This window comes from Mobilicoccus pelagius NBRC 104925 (assembly GCF_000247995.1).
Classification (GTDB): Bacteria; Actinomycetota; Actinomycetes; order Actinomycetales; family Dermatophilaceae; genus Mobilicoccus; species Mobilicoccus pelagius.
Genome location: NZ_BAFE01000009.1, coordinates 17093 through 42447, shown reverse-complemented (window position 1 = coordinate 42447; position 25355 = coordinate 17093). Strand labels below are relative to the sequence as shown.

Sequence of the window (25355 nt, the reverse complement as noted above, 5' to 3'; positions counted from 1 at the left end):
GGCGCTCACGACCGCGGGGCAGCGGTGACGACTGCGGGGCGGGGGCAGCGTTGCGGTGGCGGAGCGGGTGCGGCTCGGTTTCTCAGCGGCGACCCCACTCCCATGCAGGCGTCGTGAGAAGGCCCTGCCCTGCGACGCGGGTCTCCCCGAGGTCCTTGGTGAGTTCGACGAACCGGTGTGCCGTGACGAGGCCGGGTGTCACGTCGTCGCCGCCCTCGCCGTCGAGCAGTCCGGGGTACTCCGTCGCGAGCGCGTCGAGGAGCGCCCGGGAGTGGGTGACGAGGACGACCTGCGTGTGCCGGGCCGCCTCGGCGACGAGCCGGGCGAGGGGCCCGAGCAGGCTCGGGTGGAGGCTCGTCTCCGGCTCGTTGAGCACCATGAGCGGCGGCGGCTCGGGGGTGAGGAGCGCCGTGAGCCAGAGGAGGTAACGCAGGGTGCCGTCGGAGAGCTCGGCCGACCGCAGCGGGCGGAGCATTCCCGGCTGGCGCAGGGCGACGTCGAACAGCCCGTCCGTGACGACGATCTCGGGCGTCGCACCGTCGAACGCGTCGGCGACGAACTCGGCGACGGGGGCACGCCCGTCCTCGAGGATCGTCGCGAGCGCGGCGGCGAGGTCGGCGCCGTCGTCGGCGAGGACGGGCGTACGCGTCCCCACCCGCGGTGTGCGGGCGGGTGCGGTGGCATCGGCCCGGAACCCGTCGTAGAAGCGCCAGGCGCGGAGGTGGGCGCGCATCGCCCACAGATCGGGAGTGGCGGCGGGATCGGCGTACTCGGCGAGCATGCTGCGATGCGGGGGGAGGTCGACCTCGCCGGGCGTCCAGCCGTCGTCACTGCGGAACTCGACCGAGAGCCGACGTCGCCGCAAGAGAAGCGTCGCCGGGCGCATCACCGGTCCCGCGAAGACGGCCTCCCGCTTGATCTCGGGATCGCGGAGGAAGAACGAACCCGCGCCCGGTGCCTGCGCGGGCAGCCCGAGGTCGACGAGGTACCCGTTCTCCTCCCCCGCGATCCCGAGACGGAGCGAGACCGGCTCGGAGCGTCGCGTCCCCTCGACCCGGCCCGTGCGGCGGGCCCCACCGAGCGTCGCGGGCCCGGCCCACAACGCGGACGCCAGCCCGCCCTCACGGGCGAGGGACGCGACCACCCGGCCCTGCCCGCAGTCGGCCAGCAGCCGCAGCGCGCGGTAGAGGTTGGACTTGCCGCTACCGTTTGCGCCGGTGACGACGGTGAGCCGCCCGAGCGGCACGACGACGTCCCGAAGAGATCGATACCCGGCGACGGCGAGGACGCTGTACATGGACGAGATGGTGACGCCGACCTCCGACACCCCTTCGGAGCCGACCCCCCACGAGGCGGCGACGACGCACTGGCTCCTGCCCATCGACCCGGCGTCGCACCCCGAGCACCTGCCTGCCGACTGGCGTACGCGCGCCGACGCGACGGCGGCGTGGGAGGCGATCGGCCGCACCCAACCGATCGACCGCTGGTGCCTCCGCACCGGCTACCGGGCCATGCGGCCAGGCGACACGATCTGGGCGTACCTGTCGAAGCGGTCCGAACTCGTCGCCGTCGGCACCGTGGCCGCGATCGAGGACGGTGACCCACGCACGGTCGTCGTCGACTGGGACGAGGAGGCGACGGCGGCCCTCTGCCGCCACCCCCTCCCCCGCCGCGAGTTCGGCCAGGTGCCGATGTCCGTGTGCCGTGCCGGTGCGGAGACGGCTGCCGTCCTCACCCGCGTCCGCGCCGAGCTCTGACCCGAACCGGGACCCCGGGACTCGCCCCCCGGACCGCCCGCCTGCGGCCTCCTCCGGGCGGTCGTCGCGAGTGCCACAGCGTCCGCCACCCGCACACGCCGGGCCCGAACGACGATCACCGATGCCCTCGTCGCCCCCGGCCGCGAGCAACGCCGCAGGTCGGCGCGTCGGGCGAAGCGGTGAGGTGCATCGGTGATCGCAGAACGGGCCCGGTCGCACGCGCGCCCTCGTCCGGGAGGGGAACGTGACGGCGGTCGATGGATCCGATCAGGCCGCGGGGGTGGGCTCCCCGCTCACGGCGCCGATGCCGCGACGGCGGTGGGCGACGGCGTAGGCGACGCCGAGGAAGAGCACCCAGACGACGCCGACGATCATCGCGCCCCGGGTGTCGGGGAACCACGCGAGCACCCCGATGACGAACACCATGAACGCGACGGCGAGCCACGACGCGATCGGCCACATCGGCACGCGGAACTGCGACTCGGGCAGCCCCTCCCGCGCGATGCGACGCCGCATGCCGAGGTGGGCGAGCAGGATCATGAGCCACACGAACACCGTGGCGAACGTCGCGACCGACGCGACGAGGAGGAACACGTTCTCGACGAGGGCGTTGAGAACGGCGCCGATGCCGAGCGCGACGCACATGACGACGACCGTGAGCCACGGCACCCCGTTCCGCGACACCGACGCGAACGCCTGCGGCGCCTGCCCCTGCCGGGCGAGGCCGTAGAGCATGCGACCGGCACCGAACGTGTCCGAGTTGATCGCCGACAGTGCGGCCGTGATGACGACGACGTTGAGGATCGACGGCGCGTACGGCACGCCGAGGGTGCTGAAGATCTGGACGAACGGGCTCGCGTCCTCCGTGATCTCGTTCCACGGCACGAGCGACATGATGACGACCATCGTGAGCACGTAGAAGAGCAGGATGCGCACCGGCACCGAGTTGACGGCGCGCGGGATCGCGCGGGCCGGATCGTCGGCCTCGCCCGCCGTGATGCCGACCGTCTCGACGCCGCCGAAGGCGAACACGACGATCGCGAACGACGCGACGAACCCCGCGAGGCCGTGGGGGGCGAACCCGCCGTGCGAGGTGAGGTTGTGGAGTCCCGGCTGGGCGCTGCCCGAGAAAGACGTCCCCATGACGAGCAGGGCGATTCCACCGGCGATCATCGCGATGATCGCGCCCACCTTGATGATCGTGAGCCAAAATTCCGTCTCGCCGAAGACGGCGACCTTGCGGGTGTTCACGGCGCCGATGAGGAGGATGACGGCGACGACCCACGTCCACTTCGGCGAGTTCGGGAACCAGAACTGCATGTACGTGCCGAACGCGGTGACGTCGGCGACGGCGACGACGATCATCTCGAACGCGAAGGTCCAGCCGGTGAGGAACCCGGCGAACGGGCCGAGGTACTGCGAGGCGTAGTCGCCGAACGACCCCGACACGGGGTGGCGCACGGCCATCTCGCCGAGGGCTCGCATGACCATGAACACCGCGGCTCCGGCGACCAGGTAGCTCACGATGACGGCCGGGCCTGCGGTCGAGATCGCGGCGGCGGACCCGTAGAAGAGGCCCGTGCCGATCGCGGAGCCGAGGGCGATGAAGCTGATGTGGCGCAGGCTGAGACCACGTCTGAGATCGCCGGACCCGGTGGTCGGTACGGCGGGGGGCAGGGGGTCAGCGGGCATGGCGTCCTCCGGGTCGGCTGTCGGTGCGAAGGGTACGCCCGTGAACGCACGCCACTACTCGTCCGCAGCCCCTTGTTTCTTTCTACGTTCTTCCGTACTTTGAACGCATGACCGACACGGAGGATCGCGTCGCCGCCCTCGAGGCCGCCGTCGAGCAGCTCCGGAGTGCCGTCGCCTCCGACCGAGGCCCCCGAGAGGCGTCCCCGGGCGACACGCCCGCGAACACCCCCGACGTCTCGGACGGCGACGGCCCGCCCGAACGTGAGGGCGATGACGACCGGTTCTGGATGCTCCAGGGCCTCCGCGATCGTCACCCCGAGGGCGCCGTCGGGTTCAGCGGCCATCTCCGCCTTCCGGCGGGCGAGGCCCGGTGGCAGTGGGGCCGACTCACCGACGACCTCCTCGCCGACGACTGGACGCGCGGTGCCACCGCCCTCGCTGCGCTCGGTCATCCGGTGCGTCTGGCGATCCTGCAGCACGTCCTCACCGGAACGACGACGACCGCGGCGCTCGCCGAGAGCGACGGCCTCGGCACGACGGGCCAACTGCACCACCACCTCCGCGCACTCGTCGCCGCCGGCTGGCTCGCCTCGGCCGGTCGCGGCCGTTACTCGGTCCCCCCGCACCGCATCGTTCCCCTCCTCGTCGTCGTGAGCGCCACGCTCACGGCGTGATCCACCCCGACCTCCCGTCCCCGCTCGGCCGAGACCGAAAGGCCCCGCCATGCCCGCGCACCCGCTGCCGACCGACTCCGCCCCACCGACCTCGACTCGACCCCGCGGACGAGCCCTCACGATCCTCTCGGCCGTGCTCGCCGTGACGTTCATGGTCGGCGCCCTCCTCGGCCTCGCGCTCGGCCCGCGCGCCCGTCTCGCCGACACGACGAGCGGTGACGCCACCCTCGCCCGCGAGGTCCGCGACGCCGTCGGCGAGGGCCGCGGGTTGCAGACCCTCTCGGTCGCGCGCATCGAGAACGGACGCACGACGTTCGCCGGTCTCGGCGACCTCGACGAGACCGATTCGGCTGCACCGGCCCCCGACACCGTCTACGAACTCGGGTCGGTGACGAAGACGTGGACGGGCATGTTGCTCGCCGACGCGGTGAAGCGCGGCGAGATGAGGCTCGACGCGCCGCTGTCGACCTACCTGCCGGAGCTCGCGGGCACCCCGGCGGGCACCGTGACGCCGCAGCAGCTCGCGACGCACACCTCCGGCTTGCCGCGACTGCCGTCCTCGATGGGGCTCGGCTCGTCCCTCGCCGTCGTGCGGGGCGACGACCCCTACCGCGGCCAGAGCGTGGAGGACGTCGTCGCCGCGGCGAAGGGAGAGACGCTCACGGAGCAGGGCACGTTCGCGTACTCCAACCTCGGCATGGCCCTCCTCGGGCACGCCGAGGCGCGGGCGGCGGGCACGGCGACCTGGTCCGAGCTCGCGACCGAGCGGATCTTCAGACCGCTCGGCATGGATTCCACGCGCATCGTCGACGGTGACGACGCCGAGGAACCGGGGCTGGCACTGCCGCACCGCGCGAACGGGCGGCGCGTGAGCGCATGGGCGTCATCGGGCAACGATCCCGCCGGTTCGTCGACCCGCACGACGGCGGCCGACCTGGCCCGATTCGCACAGGCCGTGATCGACGGTACGGCCCCCGGCATGGCCGCGGTCAAGCCGCGGGTGGACGCCGGCAAGAGCCGCACGATCGGCCTCTCGTGGTTCGCGGTCCCCGGTGAGGGCGGCACGTACCTCTGGCACAACGGCGGGACGGGCGGCTCTGGCTCGGTGCTCGTCGTCGATCGGGCGGAGAAGAGGGCCGCGGTCGTCCTCGGCAACTCCGCGACGGGCCCCGACGACGTCGGCCCGGTGCTCATCGACCGCGCGACGGCGAGGCCGGCGGCGTCACCGTTCGGGTGGCAGTCCTGGGTGCCGGTCCTCCTCGCCGCCTTCTTCGTCGCGGGCACGTGGTGGCGTGCCTGGCGGGGACGCAGCCGGGTGAACCTCGTCGCGGGGATCGCCGACGCCGGTACCGGCGCGATCATCGCTCGGGTTCTGGGCCCGTGGCACCTCCTGCCCGTGTGGCTGCTCGGCGCGATCCTCGCGTGTGGGTTCGTGGGAGCGGTGTTCGCCCTGCTCCGGATGCGCGAGGCACCAACCCTGCCGGTGGGGCATCGCGTCACCGCAGTGCTCGACACCGTGGTCTCGTTCGCGGTGCTCGCTCTGGCGCTACTCCTCCTCTGAGGCCGCGCCCGAAGGGCACACCGCCGGAACGTCGGACTCGATGCCACCGGCCCCGGCGTGGAACCAGAACATCGCAGGTCACGAGCCTGCGCGGGAAGGTGTACCCCATCGGGACCGTCGTTTCTGTCGTTTCACTCCCGGGACCGCCCCGGCTCATCGGGTCGTGACGTTCGGCGAAGCGGCACGCGGGCGCCGGTCTCGGCGCTGCGGATCGCGGCCTCGATGATGCGCATGACCTCGGCGGCGTCACGCATCGACACGGGCGGGGCCTCGCCGCGGGTGATCGCAGCGTGGAGGCGGGCGTAGAACTGCGGGTACTCCCCCGCCCGGCGCGGGATCGTCGTCGGGGTCGTGCCGTCGGTGAGGAGCACCGCGGACTGTGCACCCTCCGCGAGTCCGTAGCCACGGTCGGTGGGGACGATGCCCGAACCGAGCTGGGCCTCCTGCGGGTCGAGGCCCTCGACGACGAGCGACCCACCCGTGCCGTGGAGGACGAGGCGCGGCGGGGTCGCGGCGGCGAGGGTCGTCGCGTGGAGGATCGCCCGCACCCCACCGGGGAACGCGAGCGTGACGTCGGCGTAGTCGTTCGCGCGGGCGCCGTCGCGGATCGTCGCGATGTCGGCCTGCACCCACTCCGGGGCACCGAAGAGCACCCGGGCCTGGTCGACGAGGTGCGGCCCGAGGTCGAGCCACAGGCCGCTGCCGGGACCGCCGTTCTCACGCCAGCGGTCGCGGGGTTCGGGGCGGAACCGGTCGAAGTGGGAGTGCAGCGTCACCGGGCGGCCGGGGCGTCCGTCGGCGAGGGCGTCCTGCACGCTGAGGAAGTCGCCGTCCCAGCGTCGGTTGTGGAACGCCGTGACGACGAGACCTCGCTCCGCCGCGTCATTCGCGGCGTCTGCGAGACGCAGCGCTTCGGCGTGGTCAAGGCCGACGGGCTTCTCGACGACGACGTGCTTGCCCGCCTCGACCGCCGCGAGGGTGAGGGGGACGTGGGTGTCGTTCGGGGTGGTGACGACGACGACGTCGATGTCGGGATCGCCCAGGAGGGCGTCGACGTCGGGCAGGTGACGCACGTCGGGGTGGGCGGCGCGGACCTTACCCGCGTCGGAGGAGACGATCGCCGCGAGCTCGAACCCGTCGGCGGCACGGACGAGCGGGGCGTGGAACACCCGCGAGACCATCCCGAACGAGGCGAGTCCCACTCGCAGTGGCCGCTGTTCGTGCGCGGAGGTGGCCGGGGCGCCGAGAGTCGCGTGAGTCATGTGGGCAGCCTACGAGGCGCGGCGCGGCCCGCCCCCGGGCGGTGCTCGACGCAGGGGCTCCCGACCGACCTGGACCTCAGGAGGTGAACGACGCGACCGTGACGTGCCACCGCGTCGTCGCCGAGAGTTCGGCGAGGAGCGCGCGTTCGTCGGTGCGGGAGGTGACGACGAGCGCGAGCGGCAGTTCGGTGAGGGGCCGCGCGGCGGTGACGAGCTCGGGGATCACGACGACGTCATCCACCGGCGTGAGGCGGCGACGGCGCACGAGTCCCTGCTCGGTCTCCCCCGCTCCCGGCGTCACCGCGAGAGCGAGGGCGAGACCGACGAGGAGACAACCGGTCTCGGTGACACCGAGACCCGGACGAAGTCGCCAGGGGGCGGGTGGCGGGATCGCGGCGGGCGGCGGGGTCGTCGCCTCGGGCGTGGACGCCGCGGGGGCGTGTCGACCGCCGTGGAGCGTCTCGAACGACCACGGGGTGCGACCACCGGGAAGATGCGCACCGAGGACGTCTGATCGGCGGGGCAGTCCTGCAGCCGTGCGCGGCCCGGCCACGACCATCCGTTCCACCGTGTCCCCTTCCCGTCGTACTCCCGTCCCTCTCCCATCGGCCGCCAGGTGGTGGACCCGAGTTCGCCCGTCGTACAAGCCCGCTCCGTGGCGCGGGGAACGGGACGCCCGCGGTGAGGCGCCTGGGGCAGAAGGTCCGCCGACGCGCGCCCGACGGCCGGCGAGGGGGACATGGGGCGGGCACCTACGATCCTCGTGTGACGAACGACGAGACCACTTGCAGCTCCACGGCGGGGTACGGCTGCGGCAGCGGCGGCGACAGCGACGCCTGCCCGGACGCCCCCACACGCCCGCTCGATCCGGCCCGTCGCCGCCTCCTCGGGCGTCGCGCCCAGCTCCTCGCCGGGGCGTCGGTCGCGTACAACGTCGTCGAGGCCGTCGTCTCGATCGCCGCCGGCGCGGCCGCGTCGTCGGCGGCCCTCGTCGGGTTCGGGTTGGACTCGACGATCGAGATGTTCAGCGGACTCGTCATCCTCTGGCAGTTCCGTCACGCGATCCCGGAGGAACGGGAGGAGCAGGCGCTCAAGGCCATCGGGGTGTCATTCTTCCTGCTCGCCGCGTACGTGACGTGGGAGGCCGGCGAGGCGTTGTGGCACCGCCACGCCCCGGACTCCTCGACCCTGGGCGTCGCCATCGCGGCGCTGTCGTTGATCGTCATGCCGTTCCTCTCGTGGGCGCAACGCCGCACGGGGCGGGAGCTCTCCTCGGGGAGCGTCGTCGCCGACTCAACGCAGACGCTCCTGTGCACCTACCTCTCGGCCGTGCTCCTCGTCGGACTCCTCCTCAACATGGCGTTCGGCTGGTGGTGGGCCGACCCGGTCGCCGCCCTCGTCATCGCGGCCGTCGCCGTCCACGAGGGCCGCGAGACGTGGGAGGGCGAGTCCTGCGGCTGCGGCCCGGCCGTTCCCGGCTCGGACTCCTGCGGCACCGACGCCTGCGGCGACACGACGACCCCGAGCACCGACGACGCGTGCCGCAGCAACGGGACCACGTGCTGCAGCGACGAGGCCCGCGACCGCGGCTGAGTCCCCCCCGGGCACGACGAACGGGCCGCACCCCCGTGAGGGTGCGGCCCGTTCGTCGTGTGGGGTGTCGCGTCAGTCGGCCGGGGCGTCGGGGATGTCGGTGGACTCGATCGTGCCGTCGGCGACGGCCTCCTTGACGAGACGGCGGACGTTCTCGACGTCGCCGCAGTCGGAGTCGAGGAGTTCGCTGCGGGCGGCGAGGAACGCCGAGCCGAGGTCGGCGCGCTGCGCGTCGGAGAGCTCGGTGCGGGCCGGGTTGAGGATCGTCAGCTCCTCCTCCACGAAGTGGTGGTAGAGGTAGTTGCTGAGCTTTTCGGCCGCGTCGTCGAACTTCTGGGTGTCGGTGCCCTTGGCCTCGAGGAGTTCGAGCATCGCGACGAGACCCTCGGCGTGCTCCTCCTCGCCGTGGTCGGCCTCGTGCTCACCCACCTCGTCGGTCTTGCGACGCAGCGTCGGGTACACCTTCTCCTCCTCGGCCTCGCTGTGCGCGACGAGCAGTGCGGCGCAGGCACGGCGGGCGCCGTCGCGGTCGGCGGTCGAGTCACGGATGTCGCGCAGTAGCGCCTCCATCACGCGGTGGTCGTCGATGATGGCGTCGATGAGGTCGCCCGACGTGGGGCGGGGGATGACGAACTCCGTCTTGTGAGCCATTGCCCGAGCTTAGCGACGTTCCCCCGTCCCCTCACCCCACCGCTGGACGCCCCGGCACGGCGACGGCCCCGCCCACCCGGAGGTGGACGGGGCCGTCGCCGTCGTGGCAGGAACGGTGAGGCTCAGGCCTCGTCGGAGGTGGCGGAGACGCCCTCACCGGCGGACGCAGACTCGACGATCGCGTCGGCGGCAGGGGTGTCCTCGCCGTGCTCGACGTTCTCGCGGTTGTCGCCACCGTTGCTGCCGCGGCCACGCGAGCCACGGCGGCGGTTTCGGTTGCGGCTACGACGCTCGCCGCGCTCCTCGTCGGACTCGTGGTCCTCCGGGCCGCCCTCGCCCTCGGTGTCGGCCTTGGGTTCACGGGGCTCGCGGTCCTCACGCGGCGCACGCTCACGGCGGTCGCCACGGTCTCGACGCTCACCACGGTCGTGGTCACGGTCGCCACGCTCACGACGCGGGCCGCGACCCTCGTGCGCACCGTCGGCGTCGGCCGCAGCCTGCTGCTCGTCGGTGAGGACGGCGCCCAGGGAGAGCTTGCCGCGCGGGTCGATCTCCTTGAGCTCGACCTGGATCTTATGGCCGATGGAGAGAACGTCGTCGACGGAGTCGATCCGCTTGCCGCCGACGAGCTTGCGCACCTCGGAGATGTGCAGCAGGCCGTCCTTGCCGGGCAGCAGCGAGACGAACGCGCCGAACGTCGTCGTCTTGACGACGGTGCCGAGGAACCGCTCGCCGACCTCGGGCATCGTCGGGTTGGCGATCGCGTTGATCTGCGCGCGAGCCGCCTCCGCCGACGGGCCGTCGGTGGCGCCGATGTAGACGGTGCCGTCGTCCTCGATGGAGATGTCCGCGCCGGTCTCCTCCTGGATCTGGTTGATCATCTTGCCCTTCGGGCCGATGACCTCACCGATCTTGTCGACCGGGACCTGGACGCTGATGACGCGAGGCGCGTAGGCGCTCATCTCGTCGGGGGCGTCGATGGCCTCGTTCATGACGTCGAGGATGTGCAGGCGCGCGTCACGGGCCTGGGTCAGCGCGCCGGCGAGCACCGAGGCGGGGATGCCGTCGAGCTTCGTGTCGAGCTGGATCGCCGTGACGAACTCCTTCGTGCCGGCGACCTTGAAGTCCATGTCGCCGAACGCGTCCTCGGCCCCGAGGATGTCGGTGAGCGCCGCGTACTGCGTCGTCCCGTCGATCTCAGCGGACACGAGGCCCATCGCGATGCCCGCGACCGGGGCGCGCAACGGCACACCGGCGTTGAGCAGCGAGAGGGTGGAGGCGCAGACCGAACCCATCGACGTCGAACCGTTGGAGCCGAGGGCCTCGGACACCTGACGGATGGCGTAGGGGAACTCCTCACGGGTGGGGAGCACCGGCATGAGGGCACGCTCGGCGAGCGCACCGTGGCCGATCTCGCGACGCTTGGGGCTGCCGACGCGGCCCGTCTCACCGGTGGAGTACGGCGGGAAGTTGTAGTTGTGCATGTAGCGCTTGCGCGTCACCGGGGAGAGGGTGTCGAGCTGCTGCTCCATGCGGAGCATGTTGAGCGTCGTGACACCCATGATCTGGGTCTCGCCACGCTCGAAGATCGCGGAGCCGTGCACGCGCGGCAGGACCTCGACCTCGGCGCCGAGGGCGCGGATGTCGGCGAGGCCACGGCCGTCGATGCGGACCTTCTCGGTGAGGATGCGCTCGCGGACGAGCTTCTTCTGCACCGCACGGTAGGCCGCGGAGATCTCCTTCTCTCGCCCCTCGAACGGCTTGCCCTCGCCGGCCAGGTTCTCCTTGAGGATGTCCTTGGCCTCGTCGAGCGCGTCCTCGCGCTCCTGCTTGCCCGCGATGGACAGCAGCTCGCGCAGTTTGTCGCTCGTGGCCTGCTCGACCGCCTCGTAGACATCGTCCTCGTAGTCGAGGAAGATCGGGAACTCCTGGACCTCCTTGCCCGCCTTGTCGGCGAGCTCGGCCTGGGCGCGGCACAGGGTTGCGATGAACGGCTTGGCCGCCTCGAGACCCTCGGCGACGACCTCTTCGGTCGGCGCGGTCTTGCCCTGGTTCTTGACGAGGTCCCACGTCTGCTCGGTGGACTCGGCCTCGACCATCATGATCGCGACGTCGTCACCGACGACGCGGCCGGCGACGACCATGTCGAAGACGGACCGCTCGATGTCGCCGAAGTTGGGGAACGCGACCCACTGACCGTCGATGAGCGACATGCGCACACCGCCGACCGGGCCGGAGAACGGCAGGCCGGAGATCTGCGTCGACGCGCTCGCCGCGTTGATCGCGAGGACGTCGTACTGGTGGTCGGGGTTGAGCGCCATCACGGTGATGACGACCTGCACCTCGTTGCGCAGACCCTTCTTGAAGGTCGGGCGCAGGGGACGGTCGATGAGACGGCACGTGAGGATGGCGTCCGTGCCGGGACGACCCTCACGACGGAAGAAGCTGCCGGGGATCTTGCCCGCGGCGTACATCCGCTCCTCGACGTCGACCGTGAGGGGGAAGAAGTCGAACTGATCCTTGGGGTTCTTGCCGGCCGTCGTCGTGGACAGCAGCATCGTGTCGTCGTCGAGGTACGCGGCGACCGCGCCGTTCGCCTGCTTGGCGAGGCGGCCCGTCTCGAAACGGATCGTGCGGGTACCGAATCGACCGTTGTCGATGATCGCTTCGGTGGACGTGATCTCTGGACCCTCCATGTGGGCCCTCCTGTTCTTCATCTCTTCGGCTCGGAGCATCGTCGTTGTGCCCGGGCTGTCTTCGTTCTGACGTCACGCACCCGCGGTTGCGTCGTGGCGTGACCTCCGCCGCTCACCACCGGATGGTGGCGGGGGCGGAATTCTGCGTGCGGCCCCATCCTCCCCGATCTCGCGCGTGTCGTCGCGACCGACGCGTCGACAGGGGTGGATGTACGCCAGGGGCGGTCACCCGGAAGAGGTGACCGCCCCTGGCGTGAAGCCTTGCGTCAACGGCGCAGACCGAGGCGCTTGATCAGCGCGCGGTAGCGCTCGACGTCGACGGACTCGAGGTAGCGCAGCATGCGCTTCCGACGACCGACGAGCAGCAGCAGGCCGCGGCGGCTGTGGTGGTCGTGCTTGTGGGCGCGCGAGTGCTCGGTGAGGTCCTTGATGCGCTGCGTGAGCATCGCGATCTGCACCTCGGGCGAGCCGGTGTCGTTCTCACCCGTGCCGAACTCGGCCATGATCTTCTTCTTGGTCTCAGCATCCAGCGGCACTGACGACTCCTCACTCACTCGTTGCGCGGTGCTCGGGGGCGAATCCACCCGGCGCTCTCTCTCCGCGGCCGATCGACGGCAAGAGGCCACGCTACCAGCGCGCTCCGCCCCTCCCTAATCGCCACGGAAGACCAGGACAGGGACTCGACACTCCGGCACGCAGTGCCGCGGCTGGACACCGACGACGCACGGACTCACCGAACTCTTCCCGACCGGATCGCCTGCTTGACGGGCGCCGACCCTGATAAGCCCTGAGCCCACACGACATTACCGGCCGAATGCCCGGTGCGGGGCGACCGATCGTTCCCGCCCCGCCGTCTGGAATGGTGGCGGCGTGACCGAATTCGTCCTCCTATGCCTGCCGAGTGCCGTGTACGTGCTGGTCGCGCTCCGGCGCGGGCGCGGGAGTGAGGCGTGGCGTCGGTGCGGACTGGGCCGAGGCGAGTCACGGGGCTATCTGTTCGCGCTCGCCCTGCTCGTGCCCTGCGGGCTGCTCGCCTGGGCGGCGACGTCCGTCATCCCCGCCGAAGCGCGCGCGGCCCCCGGGGTCACGACCGTCGCGCTGTCGCCGCTCGCCGCGATCGGCGTGGCGCTGCGGGCGGGCGGCGAGGAGGTGTTCTTCCGCGGCCTCCTGGGCGGACTCCTGATCCGGCGGTTCGGCTTCACGGTGGGGAACCTCCTCCAGGCCGGTGTCTTCCTCCTCCCCCACGTCGCGCTGCTCCTCGCCGACATGCGGCTGTGGCCGCTCTTACCGATTCAGTTCGGCGCCGGCTTGGCCCTCGGGTGGTTGCGCCACGGCCACGGTTCGGTCTGGCCCGGCGCCCTGGTCCACACCGCCGTCAACCTCGCGCCCGCCCTCCTGTGAACGTTGCCGCTGCGCGGGGCCGGTCACACAGACGTACGAGGTCGAGCTCGAGGTGGACCTCGCCCGATCGACCGCCGAACAGATCGGCCTCGAGGTGCTCGGAACGGCGTCGGGGCGCTGCACATACGTCGCCTACGACGACCTCGCACAGCGCGCCGTCCTCGACCGCCGCACGACGAACTCCACGCCCGGAGACGGCGGGGTGCGGTTGGCGCCGCTCGAGGGGGACATACTGCGCCTGCGGGTGTTCGTCGACCGTGGCACCGTCGGGGTGTTCCTCGGCGACGGCGCAGCGACGGTGTCCTCGTTGAGTTTGCCCGACGACGGCACCCGCACCCCGGCCCTCACGGCCGTCGCGGGAACGGCGCACGTCACCGCGTTGCGGGTCCACCGCCTGAGGTCGATCTGGGAGGACGACCGCGAAGGTGGCTGAGCGAGGGACCCACGGACGGGAGCGACTCTTGCCCCCCATCGACGGGCCGATTAGGTTAGCCTTACTTTACGAAGGCGTACCTGATCGGCGCGTCGTCACGTTCCCCACCGCAGGAGTAGGCATGACCCCACCGCACGCCTCGAGCGACCCCGCCTCCGCGACCTCGGCCGATGCCCGACGCGCACGGTCCGCGGCGCGACTCCTCGGCGGCGGTGGCCGGGCCACGCTGACGCCCTACCGTCACGACCCGACGGCGGAGCTCGACGTGCTCTCCCACGGCCTCACCGCGGACGGACGCCTCGTCGTCGTGTGCACGGAGACCTCCCTCGCGGACGTCGCGGCCGGTGAACTCGGTGTCGGCGCCGGTGGCGGCCTCCGGAACGACGTGGCCGACGACGTCCACGACGTGCGTCTCGACGTCCACCGCGAGGCGGCGTCGGCGGAGGTGCGCATCCTCGTGTCGAGCCTGCACCTGCTGGCCCGCGTCGAGTGGGTGTCGATCGCCGAGCAGCGTCGCCTGGCCGCGACCGCCGAACTCCCGGTGTTTGTGCGGGAACCGGCGTGGTCGAACCGCAACCGGGTGGGGATCCTGAGCGTCGAGCGGGTCGCACTCCACGACAGCGAGGGGACGGCCGCCTGGCCGTTCGCCGAGGTCGCCGCGGTGGCCGCCGAGCTCTCGCCGCGGGCGACGACCGAGGCCCTCGACGCTGCCGAGGCCGTGCTCGCCGCCGACCAACCCGCGCTCGTACGTCTGTGCCGCGACGTCGGCGCGGGCCGCGCGGACGGGCGGGTGCTCGCGCGTCGCCCCGTCGGGGTGGCCCTCACGGCCGGGCGCGGCGTGCACTGCCTCGACACCGACCCCTCGGGCATCACTCTGCTGCACGTGGACGACGACGCCGAGACGATCGTGTTCGCGGGCTTCCCCTCCACCGGGCCCACCAGTGGCCCGACCGCGAACCCGGCCCACCACCGCGACGCGGGATCGACGCGGCGGCTCTGACGCCGCACCCCTGATCTCGGCCTCGGCACGCCTCGCCGCGTATCTGACACCCGGGGCCGGGCATGCGTGTGGCCCCCACCCGCCCGGTGGGGGCCACACGTGCACGCCGAACGGATCGCGGCGGTCGATGCGCCCGGGGGGCGCGGGTCGTCAGCGGGCCTGGTAGGTCTCGCAGAGGGCGTTGTCGCCACCGACGGTGATGGCGTCGGCGGAACACATGAGGTCGGTGTTGTGGACGCACTCGAGACGCTGGCACGCGCCGACCTTGCCGGCGTCGCCCGCGACGCCGCCGCGCACGTCGACGGTGACGAACGTGCCGCACGACGCTGTGCCCTGCGAGCCACCGATGGTGACCGCGAGGGCGTGACAGCCGTCGTGGTTGAACGCGCAGGAGGTCGTGGCGCAGGTGGAGACGGAAGTGGTGGTGGACATGGTGGATCCCTTCGGACGATCGGTCGCCCGCGTATCTGACGGGCTCACCCTAGGCCCCCTCCTGCGCCGCCCACAAGCAAGCCAAGGCTGCCCTGACCTGCACAGATGTCACCATCGGTACGTTCGGCCCCAGCGTCGCCGCGGTGCCGGCGCGAGCCCCGCCAGTCACGGTGAAGGGTCGATGCGGGCCCGCTCGCGACGCACCTGCGGCAGGGACCGGAGGTGATGGGCCGCGACCCGCCGCACCCACGAGGCCCCGCCCGCACCGCCGGGGTCGGTGACGACGGGCACGAGCCGGACGTGGACCTCTTCCCCCGCCTGGGCCTCACCGCCGGTGAGGGTCGCGAGCGCGTCGACGAGGGGCGGGAGCGCATGCCCCTGGAGCGCGGCGAGCGATCCGCCCAGTCGGTGGGCGCGGGAGGTGAGACCAGGCAGGTCCGACGGGGCCACGACGGACAGGGTGACGAGGAGGAGCTCACTCACGGCACTTCCGTGAGTCCACGCCACTGCACCCGCAACCGGTCGCCCGAGGCCGCCTCGACGCGGACGTCGACGCCGAAGACCTCCGCGACGAGGTCCGGCCGCAGCACCTCGGCCGTCGGCCCGGCGGCGACGACCCGACCGGCGTGCACGACGACGAGGTGGTCGCAGAACGCGGCGGCGAGGTCGAGGTCGTGAAGGACGGCCACGGTCGACACCGGCAGGTCGGCGACCCGGGTGAGCAGCCCGATCTGGTGGGCGAGGTCGAGGTGGTTCGTCGGCTCGTCGAGGAGGAGCAACCGAGGTTGCTGGGCCAGGGCCCGCGCGAGCTGCACCCGCTGCCGCTCCCCGCCCGAAAGCGTCCCCCACGCACGATCGGCGAGGTGGGCGACCCCGGAGGTCGCCATCACCTCCTCGACGACGTCCCCGCCGCGCTCGCGCCTCCTCCCCCATCGCCCCAGGTGCGGGATGCGTCCGAGTTCGACGACCTGCCGGGCGGTGAGGTCGAGCCCCGTCTGCGGGTGCTGTTCGACGAGCGCCACCCGCCGCGCCCGCTCCCGGGCGGTGAGGGCGAGGAGATCCTCCCCGTCGGCCTCGACCGTGCCCCGGGTGGGTCGGCGCAGACCGGCGACGAGGTGGAGAAGAGTGGTTTTGCCGCACCCGTTCGGGCCGACGATGCCGGTGAGCAGGCCGCCGGCGACGTCGAGGTCGACGCCGTGGAGGATCGGGACGGCGTGGGCCCCGCGCCCGGCGGACCAGGCGAGATCACGGACGCGCAGCCTCATACCTGTCTCGCCTGGCGCCGCAGGAGCACGACGAGCACGGGCGCGCCGACGAGGGCCGTGACGACCCCGACGGGGATCTCCTGCCCGCTCGCAAGGGACCGCGCCGCGGTGTCCGACCACACCATGAGCAGCGCCCCGGTGAGCGCCGACAGCGGCAGGAGGAACGCATGCGCGGGGCCGACGACCAGGCGCACGACGTGCGGCACCGTGAGGCCGACGAACCCGATGGGACCGACGACCGCGACGGTCCCCGCGGTCACGAGGGCGCATCCGACGAAGAACGTCCACCGCGCGCGCCCGACGTCGACGCCGAGGGAGCGGGCCGAGGTCTCCCCGAACGCGAACGCGTCCAGGGTGCGCGCCGATCCGGTGAGCAGCACCGTCGCGAGGACGGCCCCGGCGACGAGGACCCACGCCGACGTCGTGCGCACCCCCGCGAACGAGCCGAGGGTCCAGGCGAGGACCTCGCGTGCACCCTGCCGGTCGCCGAACACCATGACGACGAGGGAGGTCCCGGCCCCGGCGAGCTGCGCCACGGCGACGCCCGCGAGGATCGTGCGGGCGGGCGGGAGGTCTCCGGAACGTCCCGCGGCGAGGGCCAGCACGAGCACGAGCGCACCGAGGGCTCCCGCGAACGCGCCGACGCTCGTCGCGAGGCCCGCGGGCACGTCGGGCGGCGGCGTCCACCCGAGCACGATCGTCATGACCGCACCGAGGGCGGCCCCGCTCGAGACGCCGAGCAGGTAGGGGTCGGCGAGGTCGTTGCCCGTGAGCGACTGCAACGCCGCACCGCACAGAGCGAGCCCCGCCCCGACGGCCGCCGCCGCGAGCACCCGGGGCAACCGCAGCTCCCACACGATCCGGTCGGTGACGGGCGAGACGTCGGCGTGGCCCGGCCACATGCGGCGCAGGACGACGTCGAGCACGTCCCCGGCGGGGATCCTCACAGAGCCGACGCCGAGGACGAGCACGCCGGTGACGAGCAGCGCTGTGGTCAGGGCGATTCCGGCGACCACCGCCCGCCGACGCCGGGCCCGTGTCGACGCCGGCCGCCGGGCCGCGCTCGGGTCGGCCGGGGTAGGCGGTGATGCCGGGAGCGACCCCGGGCTCACGGCCCCCGCGGACGGAGGGAGTGGGGCGGCTCGGGAGGCGACGGGGCGCGGCGGGCCGGTGGGGTTCGGGTCGGCCGCCGGGCTCCTCACGAGGCGGGCAGGGCGGCGAGCTCGTCGGACAGGCGCTTGGCGCCGTCGACGAGGCGTACCCCCGGCGTCGACTCGCTGAACGGCACGACGACGAACCGCTTCGCCTTCACCGCCGTGAGCTTGCTCAGCGTCGGGTCGGACTCGAGGTGGGCCCGCTTCTTCTTCGCGGTGTCCCAACTCGCGTCGGCGAGGACGATGACGTCGGGGTCGGCGGCGATCACCTTCTCCCACGAACCGTCGGCCCAGCCGGGGTCCTTGATGTCGCCGAACACGTTCGTGGCGCCGACGGCGTCGACGACGAGCTGGGGCCCGCCCCCACCGGCCCCGACGAACGGGGTCTTGTCACCGGAGTCGTACCAGAAGATGCTGCGGTCGTCGCCGGTCCTGGCCTTCGTGATCTCGGCGAGCTGAGTGCGCTGGTCGGCGACGACCTTCTCCGCCCGGTCCTGCACGCCGAAGATCGACGCCACCTCGGTGATCTCCCACCAGCCGCTCTCGAACGTCGGGTCGGCCTTCGTCGTGCCCTCGGGGCAGCCGAACGGGCTGAGGTAGGTGCCGACACCCTCGCCGGACAGCTCGGCGCGGGTGCCGATCCCCTTGTCGGTGAAGGCGCTCGCGTAGGCGGCGTAGGCGAAGTCCGGTGCCGTCGCGAGCAATTTCTCCTTCGTCGGGTACTTCTCGGCAAGCACCGGCACGGAGTCGTAGGCCTCCGCGTACCGGGGCGCGACGGCGTCGTCGAGGTAGGCGGTGCCGACCATCCGGTCCGCGAGTCCGAGGGCGAGCGCGACCTCGGTGGCGCCCTGGTTGAGCGTGACGAGCTTCGACGGCGGCTCCTCGACGGTGACCTTGTCGCCGCAGTCGTCGAGGTCGACGGGCGTGAACGACGCGGACGACGCAGACGCACCCGGCGTGGTGGCCGCCGCCCCGTCGGAGGGGGCCTGCGGCGCGCCCGCGCATCCGACGAGCAGCGTCAGCGCCGACACGACCGCGGCGACGCGAGCGGCGGAGCGCAGGGGGGTAGGACGGACGTGGGCATGCACGGGAATCACCTCGCGAGGATCGGAGGACCCGGAACGCGGGGCCCGCACGTCGATCCGCCCGCACGTGCGCGGGCGACCACCAGCAGGTCTTCGGACTCGGCGTCATCCGGGTCGGGGCGCCTTCCCAGGAGTGCTCCCAGTGGCCTCGTGCCCCGCCCGTCCGCCTCACCGCTGCGCGTCAGTCCCGGAGTTCCACCGGGTTCCCTGGCCCGTGAGGGCGACTGGCACCGGCGACCCTACCAAGCACTTGCTCCCGGTGAGCAGGGAATGCGACGCCGCGGTGGCACCCTGGTCCCCATGACCTCCCACGTCGCCCACTGGGGCGTGTTCACCCCGCACGTCACGGACGACGGGCGGGACGTCGGGTCGGTGACGCCGTGGCGCGAGGACGCCGCCCCCTCACCGCTCCTCGGCAACGTGCCGGGATCGGTGACGCGTCGCTCGCGCGTGGCGCGGCCGACCGTCCGGCGGGCGTGGTGGGAGGACGGCCCCGGGCCCGATCCCCGACGCGGCCGCACGTCCGGGCCAAAGGACTGGGTCACCCCGCCGTGGGACGAGGTCCTCGATCGCCTCGCCGCCGACCTGCGCCGCGTCCACGCCGTCCACGGCGCGCAGGCGATCTACGGCGGCTCCTACGGGTGGTCGAGCGCCGGCCGCTTCCACCACGCGCAGAGCCAGCTCCACCGCTTTCTCAACGTCGTCGGCGGATACACCCGCAGCGTCAACTCCTACTCCACCGGCGCCTCCGAGGTGATCCTGCCGCGCGTCCTCGCCGACGAGGCCGTCCTCACCCAGACCGCGTCGACGTGGGACGTCGTCGCCGAGCACACCGAGCTCCTCATCGCGTTCGGCGGCGTGCCCGTCAAGAACACCGGCATCGACTCGGGCGGCTCCGGCGACCACCCCACGCCGTCCGCGCTCGACGGGCTCCGGGCGCGGGGCGCACGCCTCGTCTCCGTGAGTCCCCTGCGCGACGACCTCCCCCGCGTCGGTGACGGCTACGGGGTCACCGCCCCGCACGGTCTCGTCGGCGACTCCGCCCGCCCAGCAACGGGGTCCGCCGACCGGCCACGTGGGGACGTCACGTGGTGGCCGATCTCCCCCGGCACCGACGTCGCGCTCATGCTCGCGATGATCCACGTCCTCCTCACCGAGGGCCTCGCCGACCGGGAGTTCCTCACCACCCACTGCGTCGGGGCCGACGAGGTCGCCGCCTACGTCCTCGGCCGCGCCGACGGCGTCCGACGCGACCCCGCCTGGGCCGAACGCCTCACCGGCATCCCCGCGGCCGACATCGCCGACCTCGCCCGCGAGGCCGCCGCGCGTCGCACCCTCGTCACGGTGACGTGGTCGCTCCAGCGAGCGCGCCACGGGGAGCAGCCGATCTGGGCGGGCCTCGCCCTCGCAGCCCACCTTGGCCAGATCGGCCTGCAAGGAGGCGGATTCGAGAGCGGGTACGGCTCGATGAACAAGCCCGGCTGCTCCCCCACCGCGTTCCGCTACCCCTCCCTGCCGCAGGGACGCAACCCCGTCCGCGAGTTCGCCCCCGTCGCGCGGGTCTCCGACCTCCTCCTCCACCCGGGCGCGGAGTTCTCCTACGACGGTGGGCGGTTCACGTACCCCGACATCCGGATGGTGTGGTGGGCCGGCGGCAACCCCTTCCACCACCACCAGGACCTCGGCCGGTTGCGCGAGGCGTTCACGCGGCCCGACACCGTCGTCGTGTCCGACCCGTACTGGACGGCGACGGCGCGGCACGCCGACGTCGTCCTGCCCTCGACGACCTCCCTCGAGCGGGACGACCTCGGCGGTGCCCGCTCGGGGGCACGCCTCACGCCGATGCGGGCCGTGACGCACCGGTACGCCGAGGCGCGGGACGACTACGAGATCTACGCGGCGATCGCCGCCCGACTCGGGCTCGAGGAGCGGTTCACCGAGGGGCGTGACGTCTCCGGATGGATCGAGCACCTCTACGAGGGGTTCCGCGACGACCTCGCCCACCGGCGCATCCTCCCGCCCGGCGTCGAGGCGCCCGAGCTGCCGCCGTTCGCGGAGTTCTGGGCCGGGGAGGGCCTCGACCTCCCCCGCAGCGGACCGATCGTCTCGTTCTCCCGGTTCCGCGCCGACCCCGAGCGGCACCGGCTCGCGACGCCGTCGGGCCGCATCGAGCTCGCGAGCGCGACCATCGCCTCCTTCGACCTCCCCGACTGCCCTGGACGACCCACGTGGCTCGAACCGGAGGAGTGGCTCGGCGGTGAGCGCACGGCGGCGTTCCCGGTCCTCCTCGTCGCGAATCAGCCTGCCTCCCGGCTGCACTCGCAACTCGACGACGGTGCGACGTCGGCGGCGTCCAAGGTCGCCGGGCGCGAGCCGATCCGGCTGAACCCCGCCGACGCGGCGGCCCGGGGCATCGGCGACGGTGACGTCGTCCTCGTCCGCAACGACCGGGGCGCGTGCCTCGCCGGGGCCGTCCTGTCGGCGGACGTGCGCCCGGGGGTGGCGCAGCTCTCGACCGGTGCCTGGTTCGACCCCTACGACCCGCGACGCCACGGTCCGGAGGCCGGGGAGGCGGGTCTGCCGCCGGGCACGTGCGTCCACGGCAACCCCAACGTCCTCACCGCCGACGTGGGCACCTCGGCGCTCGCGCAGGCGTGCACGGGGCAACACGTCCTCGTCGAGATCGCCCGCTGGGACGGGCCCGTCCCCGACGTCCTCGCGCACGTACCCCCGACGGAGCGCTGAGGCCTCCCGCCGGGATGTGGGCGCCCTGCTGCGCGCCGCCACCCCGGGCGGCCGGGGCGGAGGGGCGACGTGACCGCGTCGACGTGATCGACCCGGTGAAGGGTGTGTGACGTGGTCGCCCGTCGAGGACGTCGCAGCGACGCGGCGGTGTCAGTTCGTCCAGGAGAGCGCGGAGTAGGCGTACCGCACGTGCTCCTCGACGGCGTCGGCGGCCGCCTCGGCGTCGCGGGCGACGACGGCGTCGTGGACGCGCCGGTGGCCCGCCCGCAGTCCGTCGACGAGCTCGTCCCAGGCGGGCGTCGCGTGGAACGACGCGAGGATCGGCGCCTTCATCGAGGCACGGATCGCGGTCGTCATGTCGGTGACGAGGCGGTTGCCGCCCGCCTCGGCGAGGGCGAGGTGGAACGCGATGTCGAGGTCGTTGAACCTCTCGCGGGAGACGTCCGGCTCCTCCATGCCGGCGAGGAACCCGGCGAGCGCGTCGAGGTCGGCCTGCGTCGCGTGGCGTGCGGCGAGCCCGACGCTCCACCGTTCGAGCATGACGCGGGCCTCGATGACGTCGTCGGTGGGGAAGTTCGCGAGGGCGACGTGGAGGCGGAGGAACAACGTGAGCGATTCGCTCGGCATCGAGACGAGGGCGGTCCCCCCGTCGGGGCCGACGCCCACCCCGGCGCGGACGACTCCGAGCGCCTGGAGCATCCGCAGCGCCTCGCGGACGGCGGCACGACTCACGCCCAGTCGGGCGGCGAGGTCGCGTTCGCCCGGCAACCGGTCGCCGACGCGAAGCTGCCCGGCGACGATCTGCTCCTCGACGGCGGCGATGACGGCGTCGTAGGCGCGGGGCCGCTCGCCACCGCGGTCCGACGCTGCGGTGACGGGCGGGTTCTCGGACATGGGGCACAGTCTGGCACCCGCCGCCCCGCCCCGCGGCCACACCTCGGATCGGCAGAGGCACCCTCCGACGTCGGGGACCGACGGTCCCCCCGGCCCCGGATCCGCCCGAGGAGGAGGATGATGGCCCCCACCGACCCGAGGAGGAACGGATGTCCACGGCGCTGCTCACCGATCTGCGGACGGCACTCGAGGGGACGGCGGTGAGCGACCGGCCCGTCGACCTGGCCCGGGCGGCGCACGACGCCTCCCACGTGCTGCTCCACCCCCAGGCGTTCGTCGTCGCGCGGGACACCCCCGACGTGGCCCGCACCCTCGCGATCGCGTCCCGCCACGGCGTGCCGGTGACGTTCCGGTCGGGCGGCACGTCGCTGTCGGGCCAGGCCGTCACCGACGGCGTGCTCATCGACACCCGCCGCGGATTCCGCGACGTCGAGGTGCTCGACGACGGCGCCCGCGTGCGCTGCCGCCCCGGCGCGACCGTCCGCACCGTCAACGCCCACCTCGCCCCGTACGGGCGCGCGCTCGGCCCGGACCCGGCGAGCGAGGCGGCCTGCACCATCGGCGGCGTCGTCGCCGACAACTCCTCCGGCATGGCCTGCGGCACGACCCGCAACACGTACCGCACGCTCGACTGCCTCGAGGCCGTGCTGCTGAGCGGCACGGTGATCGACACCGCCCTTCCCGACGCCGACGCGCGGCTCAAGGCCGCCGAGCCCGAGGTATGGGAGGGGCTGGCCCGCCTGCGCGACCGCGTGCGCGGCAACCCGGACTCCGTGCGCCGCATCGAGCACCAGTACTCGATGAAGAACACGATGGGCTACGGCGTCAACAGCTTCCTCGACTTCGACGAGCCCGTGCAGATCCTCGCCCACCTGCTCGTCGGCTCCGAGGGCACGCTCGGGTTCATCTCGTCGGTGACGTTCCGCACCGTGCCCGTGCACCAGCACATCTCGACCGCGCTGCTCGTGTTCGAGGGCATCGAGACCGCGACCGCCGCACTGCCCGACCTGGTCGGCGCCGGCGCCGAGACGGCCGAGCTCATGGACGCCGCCTCGCTGCGCGTCGCCCAGCACTTCCCCACCCCCGTCGACGCCCTCACCGGGCTCGAGGTGCGTGACCACACGGCCCTCCTCGTCGAGGCCCGCGCCGCCGAGGCGGGCGAGCTGGACGAGCACGTCCACCGATTGGAGGGCGTGCTCGACGGGCTTCGCCACGACGGGCTGCTCACCGACCTGGCCATCCCCACCCGGTTCTCGGCCGACCCCGTGCCGCGCGCCCAGGCGTGGGCCGTCCGCAAGGGCCTCTACACCGCGGTCGCCGGCGCCCGCCGCGCCGGCTCCACCGCCCTGCTCGAGGACATCGTCGTGCCCATGCCGGCGCTCACCCAGGCCGTCCGCGACCTGGGCGAGATCTGCGCCCGCCACGGCTACGACGAGGCCGTCGTGTTCGGCCACGCCAAGGACGCCAACCTGCACTTCATGATCAATCCCGACCTGCGCGACCCCGCCCAGGTCGAGACCCTGGGCGCGTTCAGCGACGACCTCGTCGACCTCGTCCTCGCCGCCGACGGCTCGCTCAAGGCCGAGCACGGCACCGGACGCGTCATGGCACCGTTCGTCGAGCGGCAGTTCGGCAGCGAGCTGTACGCCGTCATGCGCGAGGTCAAGCGGCTGCTCGACCCGACGAACACGCTCAACCCCGGCGTCGTCATCACCGACGACGAGCGCGCCCACCTGCGGGCGCTCAAGGCCCCGACGCCCGTGGACGAGGCCGTCGACCGCTGCGTCGAGTGCGGCTACTGCGAGCCCGTGTGCCCGAGCCGCGACGTGACGACCACGCCCCGCCAGCGCATCGTCCTCATGCGCGAGATGGCCGCCCACCGCGCCGCCGGGCGCGAGGACGAGGCCGACGCCATCGCGAAGGACTTCGACTACATGGCGGTGCAGACGTGCGCGGCCGATTCCCTCTGCCAGCCGGCCTGCCCCGTCGGCATCGACACCGGCATCGTCATGAAGGGGTTCCGCAAGGACGCCCAGACCCCGGCCGTCCAGCGGGTCGGCGCCGCCCTCGCCGACAACTGGGGTCCGACGCTCACGGGCCTGCGCGTGGGGGTCGGCGTCGCCGACCACGTGCCGGGCACCCTCCTCGAACGCATCACCGCCACCGCCCGCGCTGTGCTCTCCCCCGACCTCGTGCCACTCGTCGGCGACGACCTGCCCGGACCCGGCCTGTCCCGACGCACGAACGCGCGACAGGAGCCGGGCGACGTCGTCCTCCTCCCCTCGTGCATCGGCGAACTCTTCGCCCCGGAAGGCGACTCCCCCGGCGCTGCCCAGGCGTTCCTCGCCGTCTGCGACCGCGCGGGCATCACCGTGCGACTGCCCAAGGACATGGACGGGCTGTGCTGCGGAACCGTCTGGCGCAGCAAGGGACTCACCGAGGGCCTCGGACAGATGGCGGTCCGCACCGCCCGGGCGCTCCTCGAGGCGAGCGAGGACGGGCGGGTGCCCGTCGTCATGGACGCCTCCTCCTGCACCCACGGTCTCCACGCCCTGCCGGCCGACCTCGACGCCGCCGGTGAGTACGCCCTCGCCGAACGCGTCGCCGGTCTGCAGATCATGGACGCCACCCGATTCGTCGCCGAGCACGTCCTTCCCCGCCTCACCGTGCGCCGCACGGTCCGGTCGGCGGTCCTCCACCCGACGTGCTCGGACCGGCACGTGGACGACATCCCCGCGCTGCGCGCCATCGCGGAGGCCGTGGCCGACGAGGTCGTCGTCCCCGTCGAGTCCGGCTGCTGCGGGTTCGCGGGCGACCGCGGCATGCTCCACCCCGAACTCACCGCCGGGGCCACGGCCCGGGAGGCGGAGGAGGTGGACCACCGCACCTACGACCTCTACCTGTCGAGCAACCGCACGTGCGAACTCGGCATGAGTCGCGCCACCGGGCACACCTATCACCACGTCCTCGAGGCGCTCGCCGACGCCCTCGTCTGACCTTCGGGTGCGGCGGGCACTGGGCCCGCTGCACTCCGCAACCCCGCACGGCGGGTGTCGGATC

The 25355-nt window shown here is 72.9% G+C and carries 21 protein-coding genes, 1 pseudogene and 1 riboswitch; of the genes and pseudogenes, 9 read left to right on the top strand and 13 right to left on the bottom strand.

Annotated elements, in window-relative coordinates; all coding sequences use genetic code 11:
- Window positions 1-82: 82 nt before the first annotated feature.
- Window positions 83-1297: an AAA family ATPase gene (locus MOPEL_RS02335; protein WP_009481245.1), complete on the bottom strand. Its 1215-nt coding sequence runs from the start codon at window positions 1295-1297 to the stop codon at window positions 83-85.
- A 7-nt stretch (window positions 1298-1304) separates the two neighbouring features.
- Between MOPEL_RS02335 and MOPEL_RS02330 the strand changes: the two genes are divergently transcribed.
- Entirely contained in the window at window positions 1305-1757 is a 453-nt protein-coding gene (locus MOPEL_RS02330) for a hypothetical protein (protein ID WP_051992182.1), read from the top strand.
- Between the two features lie 267 nt (window positions 1758-2024).
- Here the strand turns inward: MOPEL_RS02330 and MOPEL_RS02325 are convergent, their stop codons facing one another.
- Window positions 2025-3449, bottom strand: a complete 1425-nt coding sequence (locus tag MOPEL_RS02325; RefSeq protein ID WP_009481243.1) for an amino acid permease — start codon at window positions 3447-3449, stop codon at window positions 2025-2027.
- A 107-nt stretch (window positions 3450-3556) separates the two neighbouring features.
- On the opposite strand from MOPEL_RS02325, the gene MOPEL_RS02320 reads away from it, so the two are divergent.
- Together MOPEL_RS02320 and MOPEL_RS02315 are read left to right on the top strand one after the other, a co-directional pair.
- Window positions 3557-4123, top strand: coding sequence for a winged helix-turn-helix domain-containing protein (locus tag MOPEL_RS02320; protein ID WP_009481242.1), 567 nt, complete (start codon window positions 3557-3559; stop codon window positions 4121-4123).
- A gap of 49 nt (window positions 4124-4172) precedes the next feature.
- The gene (locus tag MOPEL_RS02315; RefSeq protein ID WP_009481241.1) at window positions 4173-5684 is read left to right on the top strand and encodes a serine hydrolase domain-containing protein; all 1512 of its coding nucleotides are present in this window, start codon (window positions 4173-4175) and stop codon (window positions 5682-5684) included.
- 131 nt (window positions 5685-5815) lie between these two features.
- Here the strand turns inward: MOPEL_RS02315 and MOPEL_RS02310 are convergent, their stop codons facing one another.
- The gene (locus tag MOPEL_RS02310) at window positions 5816-6946 is read right to left on the bottom strand and encodes an oxidoreductase (RefSeq protein WP_009481240.1); all 1131 of its coding nucleotides are present in this window, start codon (window positions 6944-6946) and stop codon (window positions 5816-5818) included.
- A 76-nt stretch (window positions 6947-7022) separates the two neighbouring features.
- Window positions 7023-7514, bottom strand: a complete 492-nt coding sequence (locus MOPEL_RS02305) for a hypothetical protein (RefSeq protein ID WP_009481239.1) — start codon at window positions 7512-7514, stop codon at window positions 7023-7025.
- 197 nt (window positions 7515-7711) lie between these two features.
- On the opposite strand from MOPEL_RS02305, the gene MOPEL_RS02300 reads away from it, so the two are divergent.
- On the top strand, window positions 7712-8539 hold the full coding sequence (locus MOPEL_RS02300; protein ID WP_009481238.1) for a cation diffusion facilitator family transporter: 828 nt from the start codon (window positions 7712-7714) through the stop codon (window positions 8537-8539).
- A gap of 72 nt (window positions 8540-8611) precedes the next feature.
- Here the strand turns inward: MOPEL_RS02300 and MOPEL_RS02295 are convergent, their stop codons facing one another.
- The 3 genes from MOPEL_RS02295 to rpsO all read right to left on the bottom strand — a co-directional run bounded on the left by MOPEL_RS02295 (window position 8612) and on the right by rpsO (window position 12422).
- The gene (locus MOPEL_RS02295; RefSeq protein WP_009481237.1) at window positions 8612-9190 is read right to left on the bottom strand and encodes a hemerythrin domain-containing protein; all 579 of its coding nucleotides are present in this window, start codon (window positions 9188-9190) and stop codon (window positions 8612-8614) included.
- 122 nt (window positions 9191-9312) lie between these two features.
- Window positions 9313-11886, bottom strand: coding sequence for a polyribonucleotide nucleotidyltransferase (locus tag MOPEL_RS02290; protein ID WP_009481236.1), 2574 nt, complete (start codon window positions 11884-11886; stop codon window positions 9313-9315).
- A gap of 266 nt (window positions 11887-12152) precedes the next feature.
- Entirely contained in the window at window positions 12153-12422 is a 270-nt protein-coding gene (gene rpsO, locus MOPEL_RS02285; RefSeq protein WP_009481235.1) for a 30S ribosomal protein S15, read from the bottom strand.
- Window positions 12423-12756: 334 nt separating this feature from the next.
- Between rpsO and MOPEL_RS02280 the strand changes: the two genes are divergently transcribed.
- The 3 genes and pseudogenes from MOPEL_RS02280 (at window position 12757) to MOPEL_RS02270 (ending at window position 14720) form a co-directional block, all read left to right on the top strand.
- Entirely contained in the window at window positions 12757-13287 is a 531-nt protein-coding gene (locus MOPEL_RS02280) for a CPBP family intramembrane glutamic endopeptidase (protein ID WP_009481234.1), read from the top strand.
- Between the two features lie 34 nt (window positions 13288-13321).
- A pseudogene (locus MOPEL_RS02275) lies at window positions 13322-13720 on the top strand (glycoside hydrolase family 32 C-terminal domain-containing protein); the annotation flags it as partial.
- A gap of 121 nt (window positions 13721-13841) precedes the next feature.
- Window positions 13842-14720: a hypothetical protein gene (locus tag MOPEL_RS02270; RefSeq protein ID WP_009481232.1), complete on the top strand. Its 879-nt coding sequence runs from the start codon at window positions 13842-13844 to the stop codon at window positions 14718-14720.
- Window positions 14721-14870: 150 nt separating this feature from the next.
- On the opposite strand, the gene MOPEL_RS02265 is transcribed toward MOPEL_RS02270, so the two are convergent.
- The 5 genes from MOPEL_RS02265 to MOPEL_RS02245 form a co-directional block, all read right to left on the bottom strand.
- Window positions 14871-15152, bottom strand: a complete 282-nt coding sequence (locus tag MOPEL_RS02265) for a DUF1540 domain-containing protein (RefSeq protein ID WP_040632408.1) — start codon at window positions 15150-15152, stop codon at window positions 14871-14873.
- A 165-nt stretch (window positions 15153-15317) separates the two neighbouring features.
- Complete coding sequence (locus MOPEL_RS02260) at window positions 15318-15635, bottom strand: hypothetical protein (RefSeq protein ID WP_009481230.1); 318 nt, start codon at window positions 15633-15635, stop codon at window positions 15318-15320.
- Window positions 15632-16417, bottom strand: a complete 786-nt coding sequence (locus MOPEL_RS02255) for an ABC transporter ATP-binding protein (protein ID WP_009481229.1) — start codon at window positions 16415-16417, stop codon at window positions 15632-15634. Before MOPEL_RS02255 ends, MOPEL_RS02260 begins: the two co-directional genes overlap by 4 nt.
- The gene (locus MOPEL_RS02250) at window positions 16414-17433 is read right to left on the bottom strand and encodes a FecCD family ABC transporter permease (RefSeq protein WP_009481228.1); all 1020 of its coding nucleotides are present in this window, start codon (window positions 17431-17433) and stop codon (window positions 16414-16416) included. The genes MOPEL_RS02255 and MOPEL_RS02250 overlap by 4 nt, the downstream gene beginning before the upstream one ends.
- Window positions 17434-17615: 182 nt before the next feature.
- Window positions 17616-18659: an ABC transporter substrate-binding protein gene (locus MOPEL_RS02245; protein ID WP_009481227.1), complete on the bottom strand. Its 1044-nt coding sequence runs from the start codon at window positions 18657-18659 to the stop codon at window positions 17616-17618.
- Between the two features lie 64 nt (window positions 18660-18723).
- Window positions 18724-18906, bottom strand: a riboswitch (cobalamin riboswitch).
- 50 nt (window positions 18907-18956) lie between these two features.
- Here MOPEL_RS02245 and MOPEL_RS02240 point away from each other — a divergent pair.
- Window positions 18957-21401 carry a molybdopterin-dependent oxidoreductase gene (locus tag MOPEL_RS02240; protein WP_040632450.1) on the top strand — a complete coding sequence of 815 codons (2445 nt, stop codon included), beginning with the start codon at window positions 18957-18959 and terminating at the stop codon, window positions 21399-21401.
- A 150-nt stretch (window positions 21402-21551) separates the two neighbouring features.
- On the opposite strand, the gene MOPEL_RS02235 is transcribed toward MOPEL_RS02240, so the two are convergent.
- The gene (locus MOPEL_RS02235) at window positions 21552-22295 is read right to left on the bottom strand and encodes a FadR/GntR family transcriptional regulator (RefSeq protein WP_009481225.1); all 744 of its coding nucleotides are present in this window, start codon (window positions 22293-22295) and stop codon (window positions 21552-21554) included.
- A 149-nt stretch (window positions 22296-22444) separates the two neighbouring features.
- Here MOPEL_RS02235 and MOPEL_RS02230 point away from each other — a divergent pair, with 149 nt between their 5' ends.
- Window positions 22445-25291 carry an FAD-binding and (Fe-S)-binding domain-containing protein gene (locus MOPEL_RS02230; RefSeq protein WP_009481224.1) on the top strand — a complete coding sequence of 949 codons (2847 nt, stop codon included), beginning with the start codon at window positions 22445-22447 and terminating at the stop codon, window positions 25289-25291.
- The last annotated feature ends 64 nt before the right edge of the window (window positions 25292-25355 follow it).